Consider the following 19301-nt stretch of genomic DNA (forward strand, 5'->3'; position numbering starts at 1 on the left):
AAACGGAGCCGTCAAACAGGGCGGCTCCGTTTTTATCTGCCAGAGCAAAGAAATGTGGTTGTGAACAAAGAACTCCCCAAAATTTCGGTCGACAACGCGTCCATCGCCTACACCAATCAGGACCTTTCCGAGCCGCATCTGGCGGTCAAGGATGTCACATTGGAGGTGAGTGCAAACGAGTTTCTGGTCGTTGTCGGGCCCAGTGGTTGCGGAAAATCCTCATTGCTGTCGGCAATCGCCGGATTTCTGACACCGCAGAGCGGCAGCATCAAGCTGAACGGCAAGGACATTGAAGGACCGGGCGCTGATCGCGGTGTGGTGTTTCAGGATTATGCCCTGCTGCCGTGGAAAACGGTGCTGGACAATGTTGGCCTTGGCCTGAAATTCCGTGGCAAATCCAAGCCCGAGCGCGATAAAACAGCCCGTGAATATCTGGCCCTGTGTGGCCTTGCAGATGCGGAAGCGAAATACCCCCATCAATTGTCAGGTGGCATGCGCCAGCGCGCGGCCGTGGCACGCACATTGGCGAATGAGCCGGAAGTGATGTTGATGGATGAGCCGTTTGCAGCCGTGGATGCACAAACCCGCATGACGCTTCAGGAAGAACTGGTCCGCATCTGGCAACAGACAGAAGTGACCGTCTTTTTTGTAACCCACAGTGTGGAAGAAGCCATCTTTCTCGGTGACCGGGTTATGGTTCTGTCTTCCGGCCCTGGCGAGATCAAGGCGATGGTGGATATCGATATTGACCGTTCAGAACGAGATATGTCGTCACTGAATTCCAATCCGCGCTTTCAGGCATTGCGCGACGAGATCACAAAGCTGGTCAGGCAGGATGCGGCGTGATGGGTTGGATGCGAGTGCTGCTGAAGCCGCCGATCCTGACCACATCCCTGATCCTGGTCTTTGTGCTGGTCATTGCGTTGCACCGCACCTCACAGCGTGATCTGAAACTGGACGGGTTCCAGACAGAGCCGGGGGGGAAATACGCCATTGTTGCAAGTCTCGACTTTCAACCGGAAGCATTTCACATGACGCGTCTGCAGCAGACCGGCAGGTTGATGCGGGTAGATGAAACCAACGTGTATCTGCGTGATGTGTCGACCGGGGACCTGCTGGCACTGGCGAGCAAACCATGGATTTCATCAATCAATTCCTGGGATCCAGAGCAGGGTGACGCAAGTGAGTAGGTCGCCAGCTCAGGCACGTTTGATAAAGCGTGGGATTAAAGCTTCCAAAGGCGTCGCCGGGATAGCGGCCCTGTTCATCGCCTGGCAGATAGGTGCCAGCGTGTCCGGGGTCAGTTCCTATTTCTTTCCAGCACCGGTTGATGTCTATCACGCCTTTATGGACATGATGCGCAAAGGCATTCTGGAGGTCTATCTTCTGGACAGCCTTTACCGCTATGTGGCCGGTGTCTTTCTTGGCTCCCTTGTGGGAATTGGTGTTGCGCTTGCACTTGGCCTGAACAAGGCCATTGCCGCCGTTTTCGCACCGCTGGTCGGGTTCTTCTATGCAATTGTGGAATCGGCCTGGCTGCCGGTCTTCGTCATCTGGTTTGGCTATGGCATTACGACCATATTGACGTTGCTGATCTTCGTGGTCGCATTTCCCATTCTCTACAATGTTCTGGCTGGTATTCAGACCCTGCCAATCGTCTATGTAAATGCGGCGCGCTCACTGGGCGCTACCCGCTGGCAAATCCTCAGGGAGGTTATTTTGCCGGGTGTGTTGCCAAGCATTGTAACCGGTTTTCGCATTGGTGCCGGTTTTGCATTCCGTGGCCTCATCATTGCTGAAGCCATTGCCGCCACATCAGGAATCGGCTTTCTGATTTTCGATGGTGCGGCCAACAAGCAAACCGACAGAACCATTGTCGGCATGATTATCATGGGGCTGTTGTGGCTGATTATCGAACTGGCCTATCTGCGCCCCTTTGAGCGCGCCACCATTCAAAAATGGGGCTTGGTGACTACAGCCGAGCAGCGTGAGATTCAATGATGAAAACCTTCAAACTCAGGCCATATCTACTCGCTGCAATGCCCTTTATCGGCATCCTGATATTATGGACGGTGCTGCCCTCACTGCTGTCTGTGCCAGCTTACAAACTGCCATCTCCGCAGCTTGTCTGGACCAAAGCAATCGAACTCACCGGCGATGGATCGCTGTTGGAACATATTCTGGTCAGTCTCTATCGGCTGGCGCTTGGATTTATCGTGGGAAATCTGCTGGCAGTCCCGATTGGCATTGCCATTGGCGTCAACAGACATGCATCTGATTTCCTGCTGCCCCTGCTGACATTTCTGCAATCCATTGCCGGTATTGCCTGGATTCCGCTGGCCGTCTTGTGGTTTGGCATTGGCGATGGCGCAATCATCTTCGTTATTGCCAATATCATCTTCTTCTCAAATCTCTACAACACGGTGATTGGTGTTGAATCCATCCCGCAAACCTATTACCGCGCTGTTCTCTCACTTGGGGCCAGCCGGTTTGATATTCTGAAATCCGTCATCATCCCCGGTGCCTTTGTGCAGCTGATCGTTGGCTTTCGCTCATCCATGGCTTTTGGCTGGCGCGCCCTGATCGGAGCAGAACTCATCGCTGGAACCACGGGGCTTGGCTATATGACCCTTGATGCCGTTCAATGGTATCAGACCGAGACAGTCATATTGGGCATGATTATCGTGGGCGTCATCTGGCTTGTCATGGACCGCTTCCTGTTCCGCAAACTGGAAACCATGACCGTGCGCCGATGGGGCATCCTTCAAGACAAATAGTAGAGCCCGGACCCTAACCCGTCCAGCTGTGTTCGTGATCCCCATGTTGATCGGTTTTGTCGGCTCCACTGGCAGCCGCATGACCAACAGTCTTTGCTGCGGGGCAGGCATGGATCGAACATTCAATTTCCAGTGTTGCATGCGCAATGCCAAATTTGGCTTGAAGCAATTCCTTGGTGGTCATCTTGATAGCATCAGCATGTCCCCATGCGCCTTGTGATACAACCAGATGTGCATTGAGCGCCGTCTCATGTTCCTGCATCTGCCAAAGGTGCACATGATGAATATCTGCCACACCCTCAATGGACCGGAGTTCTGCCAGAATATCGGGAATACTCATATCAGGTGGGCTACCAAGCATCAGAATGCGGATCACAGGCCCGATCTCCGCAAATGACTGCCACAGGATATAAGCAGCAATCATCAGAGTGACAATCGGGTCCACCAGACGCCAGTCATAAAGCAGGATCAGGGTGCCGGCGAAAATGACGGCGATCGATCCCAACGCATCCGCCACATTGTGCAGGAACGCTGCACGAATATTCATACTCTGCTTGGACATGGTAAATGTCAGAAGCGCTGTAACGGTATCAACGGCAAGCGCTATGCCTGCAATGATGATAACCAGCCAGCCATCCACGCCCTGCGGATCAAAGAACCGCAAGACCGCCTCATAAATCAGATAGAGCCCGATAACGATCAGTGTTGTGTAATTGACCAGCGCCGCCACGATCTCGGCTCTGCCATAGCCAAATGTCATGGCTTCATCTGCCGGACGGCGCGCAATCTTGCGCGCGGCAAACGCGATGATCAGCGAAATGGCGTCGGAAAAATTATGTAACGCATCAGCCAGCAACGCCAGGCTGCCAGACAGAATGCCGCCAATGATCTGAGCAATTGTAAGGCCCAGATTGACGACAACAGCCCAGAATACACGCGTGTCGCCAGCGTCCGGGTCTATGTGATGGTGGTGATGTCCTGCCAATGCCTAATCCTGCGCCATTCCTGCCGAATTCATATTCATTCCATATTTCAAGAATATCTGTGCCCATTATGTGTCGCACTTTTGCACACTTTCTCACACAGGCGGCCTGAAAGCATGTTTAAACACACCCTCCCAATTGTCTTTCTCTGCACGCTCGCACCTGCTGCTTTTGCACAGGAACCAACCTTCACAACCGGCCCGGCAGAAATCACCAACCCTGGTCTCATTGATTGCGGGCGCCGGTCTCGTGTCAGTCTGGTCGGAGAGATTACGGCCGATGACGGCACGGTATGGACTGTTCCGGCAGCGACCAATTTTGAAACAGCTCCAAAAGCAACTGATCTGTACAATGAGTGTGGCGGCGCCCAGCTTGGCTCTCTTTCAGAGCTGAACCTGGCGGACGTTCCGCTGATGGATGCGGGCGGCGATGAGGAATTCACCGCCTATATCTTCGCAGACAATTATTTCGAGTTCTATGTAAATGGCGAGTTGCTGGCGGTCGATCCGGTTCCGTTCACGCCATTCAACTCAAATGTAATCCGCTTTTCCGCTGATCGTCCGGTGACCATTGCCGTGATGATGGTTGATTGGGAAGAAAATCTGGGTCTTGGCTCTGAAGCCAACCGCAGCGCAAGCCATCATCCGGGTGATGGCGGCTTCGTGGCCCATATTCAGGATGCTGCAGGTAAAATCGTTGCCCTGACAGATTCCAGTTGGCGCGCGCAGACCTTTTACACCGCACCGCTTAAGGACCGCACTTGCCTTGTTGTAAGTGGTCCACTGCGGGACAGTTCGACCTGTGATCAGGAAGGCGTAAATGATGCAACAGGCTTTTCCGCCGCTCACTGGGCCATGCCCGAAGACTGGATGATGCCCAATTTTGACGACAGCATCTGGCCTTACGCCTCGACCTATACAAATGACATTGTTGGCGTCGACAACAAAAAAAGCTTCACAAATTTCGTGGATGTTTTTGACACGCCCGATGCGGATGCAGACTTCATCTGGTCAACCAATCTGGTGCTCGACAATCTTGTGCTTTTGCGAAAGACAGTTGAATAACTTACAGCGCCTAAATCACGAGGCCTGAACAGATCGCGAAATTTCATGAACCCGCTCGGTATTGTCAACGGCCAGTGAACCATCTTGGTTCCAGAGCGAGTTTTCAAAGCCGACGCGGACTTTCCCGCCCAGTCTGACAGCTTCTGTCAGACAGTCTGTCTCTTCGCGCCCGAAGGCACACAGCATCCAGTCGAATGTATGGGCGCTAGAGCTGCCCAACAGATCAAGCAGGGACTGTATGTCATCCAGGCGGCTGATGCGCGTGCCCTGATAGTCGCCCAGAACGAATTGCAGCAAATGATGCGTGCCGGGAATTTTGCCCGCGTCTAAAGCGCCGAGAAACGCCGCGACCTCTTTGGGGGTATAAAGAATGTGCTGGATCGCAACGTTGGCTTCTGCTGCCCAATGATAAAAATCCCGTGCGGCGGGCCAGGCTTCAGGCGAGGGGGCCATTTCCCTCAGCGCAACAGAAACATGATCCGGCTTCAGGGCACGAACAATGGCTATCTGCTCGCCGGTTTCGTAGCGACCGGCAGCTTCCGATGTCACTTGAAGATACATTTCCGGAACAGCAGCCATGAGCGCCTCAAGCAATTGCGCATAGCCCGCTGCATCCAGCAGATGCAGTCCCTGTTCGTCCCTGATGTGAAGATGTATCCCGTCTGCACCTGCTTTTTGGCAGGCAATCGCGGTTTCAACCAGTTCCGACTGCGTCAGGGGAATGGCCGGATGATCCGCTTTGGTTCTGCGCGCACCATTGGGTGCCACCATGATGTTTGGCAATGGCCGGTGATGGATCATAGAACGGCAAAACTCCGATGAGGGTTGGGTCCGGAATTTATAAAACACATTTTAAAGTGGCACGCCAATACCGGCCAACGAACCGCTTGGAGTATGTGAAGTGAGGTTCCAGATTTGTGAAAATTGCTGAGAGATGAGCAGAATGACGCAAGATTTCTGATTTCGCTGCCCTAATCCTCGTCCACCAGCGCAACGTTCCTTGTCTTCCGAACAGACGGCAGAACTGCAGCCACCAATGCAATGGCCGCAACGGCCAGAAGTCCGGCGCTGATTGGCTCGCGCACAAAGACAGAAACCTCACCGCCCGAGATCAACAAGGCCCGTTGCATATGCCCTTCCATCATCGGCCCCAGAATGAAGCCCAGGATCATGGGGGCAGCCTCGCATTCCAGCTTCTTCAGCACATATCCAAGAACGCCAAAGGCGGCCATGGTCAGCACTGCGAAAGCAGTGTTGTTGACGCTGAAGACACCCACACAGGCAAACACGATCACAATCGGAAACAGAAATTTATAGGGGATGGACACCAGTTTGACCCACAACCCGACCAGCGGCAGATTAAGAACCAGAAGCATCAGATTGCCGATCCACATGGAAGCAATAATACCCCAGAACAATTCAGGGTGGTCTGTAATCACGGCAGGGCCAGGCTCAATCCCCTGAATGATAAGAGCGCTGATCATCAGCGCCATCACCGGATTGGAGGGAATGCCAAGGGTCAACATGGGAATAAAGGAGGTTTGTGCACCGGCATTGTTGGCCGATTCAGGCGCTGCTACACCCTGAATGGCACCTTTTCCGAATGCGCTGGGATCCTTGGCGATTTTCTTTTCCAGCGCATAGGCCGAAAAGGATGCCAGCAGCGCTCCGCCGCCGGGCAACACGCCCAGAAAGGAGCCCAGAAACGTGCCTCGCACCATGGGCGCAAAAATGAGTTTCAGATCATCCCGTGTCGGCATCAGACTTGTAATTTTTGACACACTAAATTCGCGTTTGGTGGTGTCTTCCAGATTGCGCATGATCTCGCCAAGACCGAAAATGCCCATGGCAATTGCGGCAACGCTCAACCCGTCTGATAGTTCAGGAATGTCCAGTGTCATGCGCTGAAGGCCCGTCATTTCATCGGTGCCGATCAGACCCAGCAAAAGACCAAAGACCATCATGCCGATGGCTTTCAGAACGGAGCCATTGGCAAGCACGACAGAGACAATCAGACCGCAAACCATCAGGGAAAAATATTCGGCAGGGCCAAACTGAAAGGCAAGCTCTGCAAGGGGCGGTGCGAAGACTCCAATCAGAACCGTGGCCACACATCCGGCAAAGAAAGACCCAATGGCTGCGGTCGCCAGCGCTTTTCCAGCATGTCCGCGCTTCGCCATTTCGTGGCCATCCAGCGTCGTAACAATGGAAGAGGCTTCTCCCGGCAAATTGATCAGAATGGCTGTCGTCGAGCCACCATATTGTGCGCCGTAGAAAATTCCAGCCAGCATGATCATCGAGGACACCGGATCAAGCCCGAAAGTGAAGGGCAGCAATACAGCGATAGCCACTAATGGCCCAAGGCCGGGAAGCACGCCGATAAGTGTTCCCAGCAAGACGCCGAAAAAGGAGAAGAGCAAATTCTGGCCGGTTAAAACTGTGCTGAAACCGAGGCTGAGATTGTTGATCAGTTCCATACCACGCCTCTCAAAACGACCAGAGGGCGACAGGTAAATTCAAGGCACCGATGAACAGAAGCGCGCTGAAAAAGGCGAGACCCGCTGCTGCCAGAATGCGGTGAACCCAGCCATAATTGGCTCGGGCAAAGCTGGCAACAATGGCAGTGACAAACACCGACGGCACCAGACCAAAGCGCTCAATACACAACGCAAAAACGACGACTGCGCAGGTAATCAACAAGAAGGGCCGGATCGCAATTGCCGAAATTGGGTCGGCTTCACGCAACCAAACACCAAGCGCCACTGCAATGCCAATCAGAATCAGAAGCGTGGACAGGATAATCGGAAAAAAGCCGGGGCCAGGCTCTGCAGTGGACCCAAATTCAAAGCTGGATGTCAGGACCAGACCCGTGATGCCAGCCAGGGCAAACAGCAAACCCGATCCAAAATCCTTGTCAGTCAATAACTTCACCGCGAGCCCCTCAGTTTTGGTGAAAGACACCAAAGGCCTGCACAAACTATGAACAGGCCTTTGTCTTATTATACAGCTTGGCTACTTGGACAGAATACCCTTCCAACTGGCAAGCTCAGCATCAATTACGCTGGCGAATTCTTCCGGTGTGCCAGCGATCAGTTCCAGCCCGGCCTTTGCAAGTGCCTGCTGGAAAGCCTCTGTCTTGGTCTGGCGGACGACTTCCGCATTCAGCTTGGCAATGATGTCCGAAGGAACCCCCGATGGTGTAATAAAGCCAAACCAGGATTTGAATTCATAGCCGGGAACACCAAGTTCCGCGATTGGTTTCAACTCCGGCGCGCCTGGATTGGGTGTCAGACCGGTGATGCCCAATGCGGTCAACTTGCCATCCCGGACAAATTGCATGCCTTGTGCAGCAGACACAAATACGGTGGAGACGCGCCCTGCGACAACATCCAGAACACCAAGATTGAGCTTCTTGTAAGGAACGGCTTTCATGCTCACGCCGGTTTTGGTCTGGAACAGTTCCGATGCCAGATTGGCAGCGCTGCCAAGGCCCGCTGTTGCAAATGTCAGCTTGTCGGGATTGGCTTTGGCATAATCGATGAATTCCTGAACGCTCGAAATGCCAAGGTCATTGTTCACATAATGCACCATGGACGCACCCGCGACCCGGATCACCGGATCAAAATCCGCCTGCACATCATATTTGATTTTGTAAAGATAGGGGTGCGTGGTGAGGTTCGCTGGAACAAAACCAAGCGTGTAGCCATCAGCCTCTGCTTCCGCAATCTTGGCAGCCCCGATAGAGCCGCCAGCACCGCCAATATTCTTGACGATGACCTGCTGGCCCCAATTCTCGGTCATGCCATCACCAACGAGGCGCGCCAGAATATCAACCAGGCTGCCAGGGCCTGTTGGCACAATAATGTTGATGGGCTTTTCCGGATAGGATTGAGCCGCTGCAGGCGTTGGCATGGCTGTCAGCGACAAACCAATCGCGCCAATGGCCAAACCACCAAATTTCAGGCCACCAAATGTCAGAGCACCAAAGGCGCGTCTGCTCAGTTTCAAAAATGTCATGGCAATTTCCTCCCGTTTTACCAATTATCTGTTCTGTTCTAGAAATATGTAAGTGTCTCGATACCCTTGCCCGCGGCCACACAGGCCACTGCCTTCTGGCTGGCCAGATGAACCCGCGTAAACAGACCGCAATCATGATTTGAGATCAGCGTGTGCTCACCGTCCGGATCAAAGGCAATGCCTTGTGGGCCCTTGGCGATTGGCAGCAAGACGTGATCTTCCGGGTCCTGCGCATCATGGATATGCATGACACCGGAGACGTAATTTGTGCTCACAAGATATTTGCCGTCAGGCGAGAAACGCAACCGGATCAACCGGCTTGTTTTGGGGCTGCTGAGGACAGCGCCCTTCAATGCAATCACCCGAATGATCTTATTGGTCGCTATGTCGATTTCCAGCAGATCCTGCTTGCTGTTTTCCGCCGCATAAAGCCGGTCGCCGCCGGGTGAAATCGAGATGCCCTCGGTCCCCTTTGGCACCTGAATTTCCGCTACGACCTGCCGTGATGCGATATCAAAAACCAGAATATTGCCAAGCTTGCATGAGACATAGATGCGCTTGCCGTCCGGTGTGATTTCAATGAAGGGAGCACGCTTTCCTGCCGCGCCAATGACGCAGGTCTCAACCAACTCCATGGAGCCGGTATCAATCCGTCCCAGTTCACCGGTCTCTTCAAAGATCACCCAAAGATCGCCATTTGCATCAAAGCGCATGGCGTGTGGCCCTTTGAATTCTGATGTGGAAATGCGGTGCATAATGGATTGTTCTTCCAGATCGACCACGCTGATATGCGCGCCGGACTCGATGAAATTTCCGGCGAAAAACTTGCCGAGTTCCGAGACGAAGGCAAATTTATGATCTGGCGTGACAGCCAGCTCATGGTGGTTTTTCTTGGGAATTATTTTTTGTGTCTCAAGGCTGACAGGGTCAAAAAACAAGATGGCGTCGCCAACCTTATCGATACCGATAAGACCGTTACGCCCGGTTGGATTGTTCACGGCTCCAAGATTTGAAACGCCAGACGGGCTTTCTTGTGGCGTGCCGTCCTGTTGTGTCGCGATTGCCATGCTTCCTCACCTGCCGAACTCCCCATCCGGCTTGAATTTGTCCGCAGCTTCGCAATTGCTTTATTCCATTTCAAATATATAATTATCATATTATATTCTTATATGGACTATTAACATGCGATTTTCACTGAACCAGATTCAGGCCATTGTCGAGATAAGCAGGCAGGGGTTTCATGTGTCGAAGGCTGCAAAAAAGCTGAACACATCCCAGTCAGTCATCAGCAAGCATTTGAAATCACTGGAAGATACACTCACCCGCAAAATCTTTATTCGCACCGGAAAACGCCTGTCTGGCCTAACGCCGGAGGGTGAGAAAATTCTGCACCATGCAGAGCGTGTTCTTCAGGATATTGGCAGCATCGAAAAAATCGGACAGGAAGCCAGTACGCTGGAACAGGAGACCCTGTCGCTGGCAACAACACCAACCCTGGCGCATTATCTGCTCACGCCAACGGTGAAGAAATTCACGCTCAAGCATCCAAACGTTCACTTGCGCATGCAGGTGGAGGAATCGGACAAGGCGGTCGAAGCTGTACGCCTCGGGCAATGCGATTTTGCAATTGCACCAATTGGCGCGGAGCCGCGCGGAAATCTGGCAACAGATATCCTGCTGGAATGGACGCGCTTGCTGATAGGAACTGCAGATTGTCCATTGTTCAGTGCGGAGAATATTACGCTTGAGATGATTTCAACCGAGCCGATTATCGCGTTTGAAACGCCAACGGTTTCCCTACGCGAGACCTTTGACAGAAACGGACTCAGCCCCAATTACGCGCTGACCACCAGCAACCCGGATGTCATGAAAACCTACGCTGCCAATGGGCTTGGTGTTGCCATTGTCGCCACGCCGACCTTTGACGCGGAGCGCGACAGGCCGCTGGTTGCCCGAGATGTTTCACACCTGTTTCCCAACGTCAAAATTGCCTCTGTGCATCGGATTGATGATTACAGCACGCTGGCCCGTAGAACGTTCCTGGATTATCTGAAATCCGGTTTGACAGAACAGAACAGCTGAGAAAAAAGCGGCGCCCCGGATATCCCGGAACGCCGCTTCGCAATTTTGGTTCAGATGCTGGCAGATGATGCCCTGTTCAGGGCACACACATCGCCATAAGTGGCAAAATCAGGCCAGATCAAACCGGTCTGCATTCATCACTTTCACCCAGGCTGCAACGAAATTTTCCACAAAAGTCTCTTTCGCGTCGTCCTGCGCATAGACTTCGGCCAAAGCCCGCAATTGGGAGTTCGAGCCGAACACCAGATCAACGCGAGTGGCTGTCCATTTCAGGTCGCCGGATGTGCGGTCGTGGCCCTCAAATACTTTGTCCGAGCCATCTTTGCCGCTCCATATGGTGCCCATATCAAGCAGATTGACAAAGAAGTCGTTGGTCAATGTTTCAGGACGATCGGTGAACACACCATGCTGCGACTGGCCGAAACTGGCATTGAGAGTGCGCATGCCGCCCACAAGAACCGTCATTTCAGGGGCCGTCAGTGTCAGCAATTGTGCGCGGTCAACCAGAAATTCTTCAGCCGAAACCGAATAGTCCAACTTCAGATAGTTACGGAAACCATCTGCCGTTGGCTCCAGCATGTCGACAGATTCCACATCGGTCTGCTCTTGTGAGGCGTCACCACGCCCAGGTGCAAAGGGAACCTCAATCTCATGACCGGCATTGGCTGCGGCTTTCTCAACAGCTGCCGAGCCTGCCAGCACAATCAGATCGGCCAGCGATACCTGCTTGTCATTTGACTGGCCATTGTTGAAGTCGGCCTGAATGCCTTCCAGTACACCAAGGACTTTTGCCAACTGGTCTGGCTGGTTCACCTCCCAGTCTTTCTGGGGAGCCAGACGAATGCGCGCACCATTTGCGCCACCGCGCCGGTCAGACCCGCGGAATGTGGCAGCAGATGCCCAGGCTGTGGAAACAAGTTCAGAGATTGAAAGACCTGACGCCAGAACCTTTGCCTTCAGTGCAGCAATATCCGCGTCGTCAACCAATGCGTGGGTGATTTCTGGAATCGGATCCTGCCAGATCAGTTCTTCATCAGGGACAAGTGGTCCCAGATACAGATCACGCGGCCCCATATCGCGGTGTGTCAGCTTGTACCAGGCGCGTGCAAACGCATCGGCAAATTCATCCGGGTTTTCGTGGAAACGTTTTGAAATTTTCGCGTAGATGGGATCCTCTTTCAAGGCAAGATCCGACGTGAACATTACTGGTGCATGTGATTTGGAAGGATCATGTGCATCAGGCACTGTTCCGGCAGCAGAGGCGTCTTTTGGTGTCCACTGAATGGCGCCTGCCGGGCTTTTGGTCTGCTCCCAATCGAAGCCAAATAGATTTTCAAAGTAATTATTGTCCCACGAGATCGGATTTGTGGTCCATGCGCCTTCAAGCCCGCTGCCTGTGGCATGAACGCCAATGCCGCTTTCAAAACCGTTTTTCCAGCCAAGCCCCTGATCTTCGAGCACGCCGCCTTCGGGATCGGCTCCAATCAGCGCAGGGTCACCGGCCCCATGGGCTTTACCAAACGTATGACCACCGGCGATCAGCGCGACAGTTTCTTCATCATTCATGGCCATGCGGCCGAATGTGTCGCGAATATCATAGGCTGACGCCAGCGGATCGGGGTTGCCGTTTGGGCCTTCAGGATTAACGTAAATCAGGCCCATCTGTACGGCGGCAAGCGGATTTTCCAACTCACGCTCACCTGTGTAGCGATTGTCGTCGAGCCACGTATCCTCATGGCCCCAGTAAATATCTTCTTCAGCTTCCCAGATGTCCTCGCGGCCACCGGCAAATCCGAATGTTTTGAAATTCATGGAATCCAGAGCACAATTGCCAGCCAGGACCATCAGATCAGACCAGGAAATCTTGTTGCCGTATTTCTGCTTGATCGGCAACAGAAGTCTGCGCGCTTTGTCCAGGTTCACATTGTCCGGCCAGCTGTTCAAAGGAGCAAACCGTTGTGAGCCAGACGTTGCGCCGCCACGACCGTCTGCGGTTCGGTATGTTCCCGCACTATGCCAGGCCATACGCACGAATAACGGTCCGTAATGGCCGTAATCAGCAGGCCACCATTCCTGGGAATCTGTCATCAGCGCATGAAGGTCTTTTTGCAATGCATCCAGATCAAGCTTCTTGAATTCTTCAGCGTAATTGAAGTCCGGAGCCATAGGACTGGACAAGGAAGAATTCTGGTGAAGCATCTTCAGGTTCAACTGATTTGGCCACCAGTCTTTGTTTGATTTGGCACCGCTGATGGTGCGCCTGTGGCCTGCACCCATCACCGGGCATTTGCCCACATTGTCAGCCGCATCGATATCCATTTCAGTCTCCTAATATTCCTGGGTTACTTGAATGCTCCTGAGTGACGTTTCCTGTCAGCTTAAGCCTTGTGGAGATATCATCATCAGGTGGCTGTAAAACTGAACAGCCTTTCCTCGCTGTGAGCACTCTAGCAAATCCCTCTCATTAGTTTAAGTTGAATATTCTGATCGCAGGAATAAGTTCAGCTTATGACAAATATCACTTTCAAGCAGCTTCGCTATTTTGAATCACTGGCGCGGCACACCCATTTTGGTCGCGCAGCGGATGCCTGTGCCATCTCTCAGCCAGCATTGTCCATGCAGATCAAAGAGTTGGAGGATGAGCTTGGAACAACCCTCATTGAGCGCGGCGCGCGGCAAATCCGGCTGACAAATTTCGGAGAAGCCTTTGCATTGCGGGTTCGGGATATATTGCGTTCAGTCGATGAATTAGGCGAGTTGGCCCGCGCCTCTCAGGACGGGCTGGTCGGACGATTGCGAATCGGTATCATCCCGACCATTGCGCCCTATTTACTGCCGACAATCATTGGCAAGCTGAACCATGCGTATAAAGACCTCGACATTCATGTGCGCGAGACCCTGACGCCCAAACTGATTCAGGAATTGTCCGATGGCCGCATAGACACGGCCATAGTTGCATTGCCGGTATCAGAGCCATCTTTCACGGAAGTCGCTCTGTTTGAGGAAAACTTCATGCTGGTTCGGTCCAGCAAGGATTCCAACAAACCGGTGCCGGAAAGCGAATTGCTGCATGAAATGCGATTGCTGCTTCTGGAGGAGGGCCATTGCTTTCGCGATCAGGCTCTTTCTTTCTGCGGTGTGCCGTCGGCCCGTCCGTGGGAGGGGCTGGATGGCAGCTCTCTCTCAACGCTGGTTCAGATGGTCGGTGTTGGCCTTGGTGTCACGCTGCTTCCAGAAATGGCGGTGGCAGTTGAAACGCGCTCGGCCTCTGTTTCTGTTGCAAGCTTTAAGGAGCCGCAGCCGTCACGAACCATCGGCATGATCTGGCGCAAAACCAGCCCGCTGGCAGCACAATTATTGCGCTTGTCCGAACTGATAGGTCAATCAGCACTCGCTCTGCGGAACGAGCACGAGCAGGCTTTACGGACCTGACTTTATAAGAAAACGGACTATCGTCAGGTCCGGCCTGCAACCTGTTGGCTATGCCAAAAGGTAGAAAAATCTATGCCGGTGAAGGCATATCTCCGCGCATTGCCTGCAAGGCAGGGCGTGAAATGCTTGCAAAACGGCGATTTGAACAAGCTCCAATCCGCTCATCCCAGCACAAAGCATTATAACTCCATATTATAACTGCGCGAGCCATTACTATTGGACCAAAACAGCATTTCACGGCCACTTTTAGGTGTGCTGCAGATTTGCACACCGGTTGGAGGTAACCAGCAATTTGAGACGACGCTGGAAAGCCGGTGCCAACCGTTGGCAGGCTTGGCCTTGCGCAAGGCTTTTGCGCCTTTGCGGACCCGGTTTTGAGCGCCCGTCACAAAGGCCTTCAGCGGCGGTGGTGGGATAAACGATCAGCATAATGTCTTGGATAGAGCACTATTGGCACCCATCCTGAAAGGGAGTGGAATGCCAGAGGCGCACAATATCAAAGAAGTCGGTTACGTTGATTGTGTCGGTGGAGGACAGGTCGTCGTTGTGGATGGGATTGCCTATATCGGCCACGTGAACGCCCCTGATGGTACGTCCATCATTGATGTAAGAGACCCAAAAAACGCCAAGGAGCTTGCCTCAATCGGCATGGCGCCGGCGACCCATTCTCACAAGGTGCGCGTGGCCAACAATCTGATGATTGTGAACCATGAATTGAATGACGCTGACCACGCGCCTGTCCCTGATGATTTTGCCGGGGGCGTGGTGATTTATGACGTCTCTAACCCTGCCAAACCGCGTGAAATTTCGCGTTGGACGACGGCAGGCAAGGGCGTTCATCGCTATGATTTTGATGGGCGCTACCTCTACATGTCACCCACCGTTGAGGGCTATGTGGGCAACATCGTCATGATTCTGGATCTTATTGATCCGGAAAAGCCGCAGGATGGCGATAATAGTGTTTTCGGCGCTGGGTCCACATGGGCGCAGCACCCTGTTTTGAACCCGGTCTTCGTTACCCCATGCGCCCCGGACAGATTATGCGTGTGAACATGATCACCAGCTTTGATCGCTTCTTCCGCGATGCCGATGGTCTGGGCGTATTTGTGAACCAGCTCACCTTTAGCCATGTCGCGTAGCGCGACTTTGTGGCCACGCATGATTTTCTGGTCTGCTTCTGTCAAATAGGGCAATGTCATTTATCCAAAGCAGTATCAGGAGAGCCATTATGCAAAAGCTCCAGTCTCAGGGCGTCCATCACATCACACTGGTCGGTGCCGACAGGCAGACATCCATTGATTTTTGGGAAGGCGTTCTTGGCATGCCCTTTGTCTTTGAGCAGCCCAATCTGGATGACCCTGACGAAGGTCACCTTTATTTTGATCCAGGTGACGGGCGGCTCATTACCGTTTTTACCAACGAAAATCGCGAACGTAATCCAGGCCGGACTCCAACCGAGCCGGGCTGTGTCCATCATGTTGCATTCGCGGTGAGCCAGGCAACCTATTCGCAACTGGTGGGTCGCCTTGATGCGCGCGGCATCAAACATTCCGGCGAGAAAGATCGCGGGTTCATGAATTCGATATATTTCGAAGACCCGCTGGGATTGCTGATCGAACTTGCCTCCTATCGCTTCGAACCACCAAACGGCGCGACGCACACAGATGTTTTGTTTGAAGCACATCTTGTCCGCACGGAAGCTGGCGACAACAGTATTGCAGACACGCATGTAGCCGAAGCAATCGAGCGTCTGTCTCACAGGTTGCAACGCTCACATTCAACAGATCGCGGGCCTAAAAACCCTTATGGATGATGCTGTGGCCGGTGTGTTTTGGTCAACGCGGCTGGTGCAGAACAAACGATTTAAAGGAATGACATGAGCAAGTCTCTGGAAGGCAAAACAGCGCTGGTAACTGGTGCAAGTTCAGGCATTGGCCGGGCTATTGCGCGCAAATTGTCCAAAATGGGGTGCAAGCTGGTGCTGGCCGCACGGGAGCGCAAGACCCTTGAGCTGGTGGCACATGAATTGGAGGGCGAAAGCATCTGTGTTCCAACAGATCTTGCCGATCGCGTTCAGGTGGAAGCGCTGGTCAAAGAGGCGGTCAAAAAATTTGGCTCACTTGATATTCTGATCGAAAATGCCGGCATTTATACCAGCGATGCTTTTTCGGATATGACGCCAGAAGCCATGCAAAAAATGATTGATGTCAACCTGACCAGCATCATGGTGCTGTCTCATGCGGTGCTGCCCTATATGAAGCAGCAGCAATCCGGGGAGATCATGGTTATCGGCTCAATTGCCGGTGTTGCCGATATGCGTGATGAAGCTGTTTATTCTGCCACCAAACACGCGGCCAACGCCTTTGTCCGCTCACTGCGCCGACAAGTGGCACCCGACGGCATTCGGGTCGGGTCAATTCTACCGGGAACCGTGGCGACCGAATTATGGGGCGAACTAGATCCCGCTCGCATCGACCAGCAGGTTGCTGAGGGAGAGGTATTGCGGCCTGAAGACATAGCCGACATAGCCGTCTTCATGCTGCAGCAACCGGCAAATGTGACGATCAGGGAACTTGTGGTTCTGCCGCAGACTCAGGATATTTAGTCAGATCCGTTACTTGTGACACGGCGCGCTTCTGCACGCATGGGCTTTGCACACCCAGCGATGCAGCAGCCTGCGCTCTCATTACGGCTGGCGCAGTGTTGGCAGCAAAAGACCTGTTGTTCAAATGCAAGAGCCTTCGAGTATCTCAAAAACCCGGCTTGCCATTGGCCTTGGGCCGGTGCCAGAGTGACGTCACAACAAACCTGGATCCGCACATGACATCACCCGGCAAAGCCGCGCCTGCCCAGTCCGAGGGTGAGGTCAACACATCCTCCCGCCGTGCCCGCTGGGCCGCAGCCAATCATGATGCTGAAACCCAAAAAATGCTGGATGAAGATGCGCGCTATTTCCTGCATCAAGCGGTGTCGACACCCTGCCTGTCTGTCATCACCGCAGCAGAAGGGGCTTACATCAAGGACGCACAAGGGCGGCGTTATCTGGATTTTCACGGCAACAATGTGCATCACATCGGTTATGGCCATCCGCGTTTGAAGGCAGCCATTGCTCAGCAGATGGATGAGCTGCCCTTCGCGCCAAGACGTTTTGCCTGCGCGCCTGCAACGGCACTTGCCAAAAAACTGGCTGACATTGCACCGGGCGATTTGTCAAAAGTGCTGTTCACAACCGGTGGCTCTGATGCGGTGGAAGTGGCATTGAAAATCGCCCGCGCAGCGACTGGACGCCACAAGACAATTTCATTCTGGGACTCCTTTCATGGTGCTGGCTTTGGTGCATCATCGGTTGGCGGTGAGCAATTGTTCCGCTCTGCAGTGGCCGGCCCGCTTTTGACCGGCACAGAACATGTTGCCCCCTTTGCCTGCTATCGCTGCCCTTATGGCTATCCGGATAATAATGGCGCGCCACAGCTGGATCTTTGCAAACTGACATGTGCAAATTTCGTGCGTTATGTGCTGGAAAAAGAAGGAGATGTTGCCGCTGTGATTGCCGAGCCCGCCCGTGCTGTACCTTATATTCCGCCTCCCGGTTTTTGGGCCGAAGTGCGTAAGGCCTGCAATGAAGCGGGCGCTTTGCTGATCTTTGATGAAATTCCAACAGGCCTTGGCAAGACCGGCAAGATGTTTGCATGCGATCATGATGAGGTCGTGCCGGATCTTCTGGTTATGGGCAAGGCATTGGGTGGCGGTATTCTGCCCATCGCTGCCGTTATGGCGCGTCCGCATTTGGATGTCGCCGGTGGATATGCCTTTGGCCATTACACCCATGAGAAAAACCCGGTCACAACGCGCGCGGCGCTGACGACAATCGAGATTATCGAGGATGAGGGCCTGGTCGAATCCGCCGCCACATTGGGCACCTATGCGCTGGAACGTTTGCGGGAAATGCAGCAAAAACACCCGACCATAGGTGATGTGCGTGGCCGTGGCTTTTTGTTTGGTGCAGAGCTTGTTCTGGGGCGTGATAGCAAGGAACCCGCCAATGAGCTTGCAGAAGATGTGCTTTATCGCTGTCTGGACAAAGGCCTGTCGTTCAAACTCTCCATGGGCAACACGATGACATTGACCCCGCCTTTAATCCTGAAGCGTGATGAGCTGGATCATGCTCTGAACATCGTCGACGAAGCGCTTTCAGATGCAGAACGTCAGTTTGATTTGGCCTGATTGAAAGGAAGGCAATCGCCAAACACATTTTGCCGTGCATCCGGAAATAAGTTTTGGCTTGATTCTGCAAAGCTATTCCCCTTTGCTTGAAAAAAGGCAAAGGGGCGAATTTTGGCAAAACTGATCGTGTATTATGCCCATCCCGGGCAGCGTCATTCCCACACAAATCGGGAGATGGCAAAAGTTGCGAGGGATGTGGACGGCATTACCTTTGTGGATTTGTATGCGGAGTATCCGCGCAGCAATATCGACATAGACAAGGAACAGCAGCGCCTGCTGGATCATGATGTCATTCTGTTTCAATTCCCCCTGTTCTGGTATTCTACGCCGTCACTCATAAAAGAATGGCAGGATCTGGTGCTGGAACATGGTTTTGCCTATGGCTCCGGCGGTGACAAGCTGGATGGCAAGCGCGTGATGCTGGCCATTACCGCCGCCGGGCCTGAAGACGCCTATTCGGCAACCGGCTATCAGCAATTTCCGCTGCGCACCTTTCTGACACCGCTTGAGCAAACGGCGGTGCTTTGCAAAATGGAATTTACACCACCCTACGTGCTGTTTGCGTCCTTGCGCGCGCCGGAAGAAGGTCTGGTTGATCCTCATGCCAAAGGCTATCGCGCATTGCTGGAGGCGGTCCGCGATGGCCGGTTTGATTTTGCAGACGCGGCCTCAAAGGATGTGCTGTCCTTTGAGACACTGCCGATAATGGAACGGGCATAGGG

The 19301-nt window shown here is 53.3% G+C and carries 19 protein-coding genes; 12 read left to right on the forward strand and 7 right to left on the reverse strand.

Annotation, left to right across the window (positions count from 1 at the left end):
• Window positions 1-60: 60 nt before the first annotated feature.
• From RAL91_RS07040 to RAL91_RS07055, 4 genes are read left to right on the forward strand one after another with little or no spacing between them, the layout of a single operon-like run.
• Window positions 61-846 carry an ABC transporter ATP-binding protein gene (locus RAL91_RS07040; protein WP_306260914.1) on the forward strand — a complete coding sequence of 262 codons (786 nt, stop codon included), beginning with the start codon at window positions 61-63 and terminating at the stop codon, window positions 844-846.
• On the forward strand, window positions 846-1190 hold the full coding sequence (locus RAL91_RS07045; protein WP_306260916.1) for a hypothetical protein: 345 nt from the start codon (window positions 846-848) through the stop codon (window positions 1188-1190). Before RAL91_RS07040 ends, RAL91_RS07045 begins: the two co-directional genes overlap by 1 nt.
• Window positions 1183-2001, forward strand: a complete 819-nt coding sequence (locus tag RAL91_RS07050) for an ABC transporter permease (RefSeq protein ID WP_306260918.1) — start codon at window positions 1183-1185, stop codon at window positions 1999-2001. Before RAL91_RS07045 ends, RAL91_RS07050 begins: the two co-directional genes overlap by 8 nt.
• Window positions 1998-2777: an ABC transporter permease gene (locus RAL91_RS07055; RefSeq protein ID WP_306260920.1), complete on the forward strand. Its 780-nt coding sequence runs from the start codon at window positions 1998-2000 to the stop codon at window positions 2775-2777. Before RAL91_RS07050 ends, RAL91_RS07055 begins: the two co-directional genes overlap by 4 nt.
• 13 nt (window positions 2778-2790) lie before the next feature.
• Here the strand turns inward: RAL91_RS07055 and RAL91_RS07060 are convergent, their stop codons facing one another.
• The gene (locus RAL91_RS07060) at window positions 2791-3762 is read right to left on the reverse strand and encodes a cation diffusion facilitator family transporter (protein ID WP_306260922.1); all 972 of its coding nucleotides are present in this window, start codon (window positions 3760-3762) and stop codon (window positions 2791-2793) included.
• Window positions 3763-3876: 114 nt separating this feature from the next.
• Between RAL91_RS07060 and RAL91_RS07065 the strand changes: the two genes are divergently transcribed.
• On the forward strand, window positions 3877-4824 hold the full coding sequence (locus RAL91_RS07065) for a hypothetical protein (RefSeq protein ID WP_306260924.1): 948 nt from the start codon (window positions 3877-3879) through the stop codon (window positions 4822-4824).
• 15 nt (window positions 4825-4839) lie between these two features.
• On the opposite strand, the gene RAL91_RS07070 is transcribed toward RAL91_RS07065, so the two are convergent.
• The 5 genes from RAL91_RS07070 to RAL91_RS07090 all read right to left on the reverse strand — a co-directional run bounded on the left by RAL91_RS07070 (window position 4840) and on the right by RAL91_RS07090 (window position 9908).
• Window positions 4840-5625, reverse strand: a complete 786-nt coding sequence (locus tag RAL91_RS07070; protein WP_306260926.1) for a 3-keto-5-aminohexanoate cleavage protein — start codon at window positions 5623-5625, stop codon at window positions 4840-4842.
• Window positions 5626-5795: 170 nt separating this feature from the next.
• Window positions 5796-7301, reverse strand: coding sequence for a tripartite tricarboxylate transporter permease (locus RAL91_RS07075; protein ID WP_306260928.1), 1506 nt, complete (start codon window positions 7299-7301; stop codon window positions 5796-5798).
• A 10-nt stretch (window positions 7302-7311) separates the two neighbouring features.
• The gene (locus RAL91_RS07080; protein ID WP_306260931.1) at window positions 7312-7755 is read right to left on the reverse strand and encodes a tripartite tricarboxylate transporter TctB family protein; all 444 of its coding nucleotides are present in this window, start codon (window positions 7753-7755) and stop codon (window positions 7312-7314) included.
• A gap of 81 nt (window positions 7756-7836) precedes the next feature.
• Window positions 7837-8841, reverse strand: coding sequence for a tripartite tricarboxylate transporter substrate binding protein (locus RAL91_RS07085; protein ID WP_306260933.1), 1005 nt, complete (start codon window positions 8839-8841; stop codon window positions 7837-7839).
• Between the two features lie 38 nt (window positions 8842-8879).
• Window positions 8880-9908: a YncE family protein gene (locus RAL91_RS07090; protein WP_306260935.1), complete on the reverse strand. Its 1029-nt coding sequence runs from the start codon at window positions 9906-9908 to the stop codon at window positions 8880-8882.
• 115 nt (window positions 9909-10023) lie between these two features.
• Between RAL91_RS07090 and RAL91_RS07095 the strand changes: the two genes are divergently transcribed.
• Window positions 10024-10923, forward strand: a complete 900-nt coding sequence (locus RAL91_RS07095; RefSeq protein ID WP_306260937.1) for a LysR substrate-binding domain-containing protein — start codon at window positions 10024-10026, stop codon at window positions 10921-10923.
• Window positions 10924-11031: 108 nt separating this feature from the next.
• On the opposite strand, the gene katG is transcribed toward RAL91_RS07095, so the two are convergent.
• Window positions 11032-13242: a catalase/peroxidase HPI gene (gene katG / locus RAL91_RS07100; protein WP_306260939.1), complete on the reverse strand. Its 2211-nt coding sequence runs from the start codon at window positions 13240-13242 to the stop codon at window positions 11032-11034.
• A 189-nt stretch (window positions 13243-13431) separates the two neighbouring features.
• On the opposite strand from katG, the gene RAL91_RS07105 reads away from it, so the two are divergent.
• The 6 genes from RAL91_RS07105 to RAL91_RS07135 all read left to right on the forward strand — a co-directional run bounded on the left by RAL91_RS07105 (window position 13432) and on the right by RAL91_RS07135 (window position 19299).
• Window positions 13432-14355, forward strand: a complete 924-nt coding sequence (locus tag RAL91_RS07105; RefSeq protein ID WP_306260941.1) for a LysR substrate-binding domain-containing protein — start codon at window positions 13432-13434, stop codon at window positions 14353-14355.
• 477 nt (window positions 14356-14832) lie between these two features.
• Window positions 14833-15405, forward strand: coding sequence for an LVIVD repeat-containing protein (locus RAL91_RS07110; protein ID WP_306263124.1), 573 nt, complete (start codon window positions 14833-14835; stop codon window positions 15403-15405).
• 178 nt (window positions 15406-15583) lie between these two features.
• A complete protein-coding gene (locus RAL91_RS07120; RefSeq protein ID WP_306260943.1) occupies window positions 15584-16168 on the forward strand; it encodes a VOC family protein in 585 nt (194 codons plus the stop codon).
• 63 nt (window positions 16169-16231) lie between these two features.
• Entirely contained in the window at window positions 16232-16960 is a 729-nt protein-coding gene (locus tag RAL91_RS07125) for an SDR family oxidoreductase (protein ID WP_306260945.1), read from the forward strand.
• Between the two features lie 215 nt (window positions 16961-17175).
• Entirely contained in the window at window positions 17176-18579 is a 1404-nt protein-coding gene (locus RAL91_RS07130; protein WP_306260947.1) for an aspartate aminotransferase family protein, read from the forward strand.
• A 111-nt stretch (window positions 18580-18690) separates the two neighbouring features.
• Complete coding sequence (locus RAL91_RS07135) at window positions 18691-19299, forward strand: NAD(P)H-dependent oxidoreductase (protein WP_306260949.1); 609 nt, start codon at window positions 18691-18693, stop codon at window positions 19297-19299.
• The last annotated feature ends 2 nt before the right edge of the window (window positions 19300-19301 follow it).

The sequence above is a fragment of the Pararhizobium sp. IMCC21322 genome, from assembly GCF_030758295.1.
Taxonomy (GTDB): domain Bacteria; phylum Pseudomonadota; class Alphaproteobacteria; order Rhizobiales.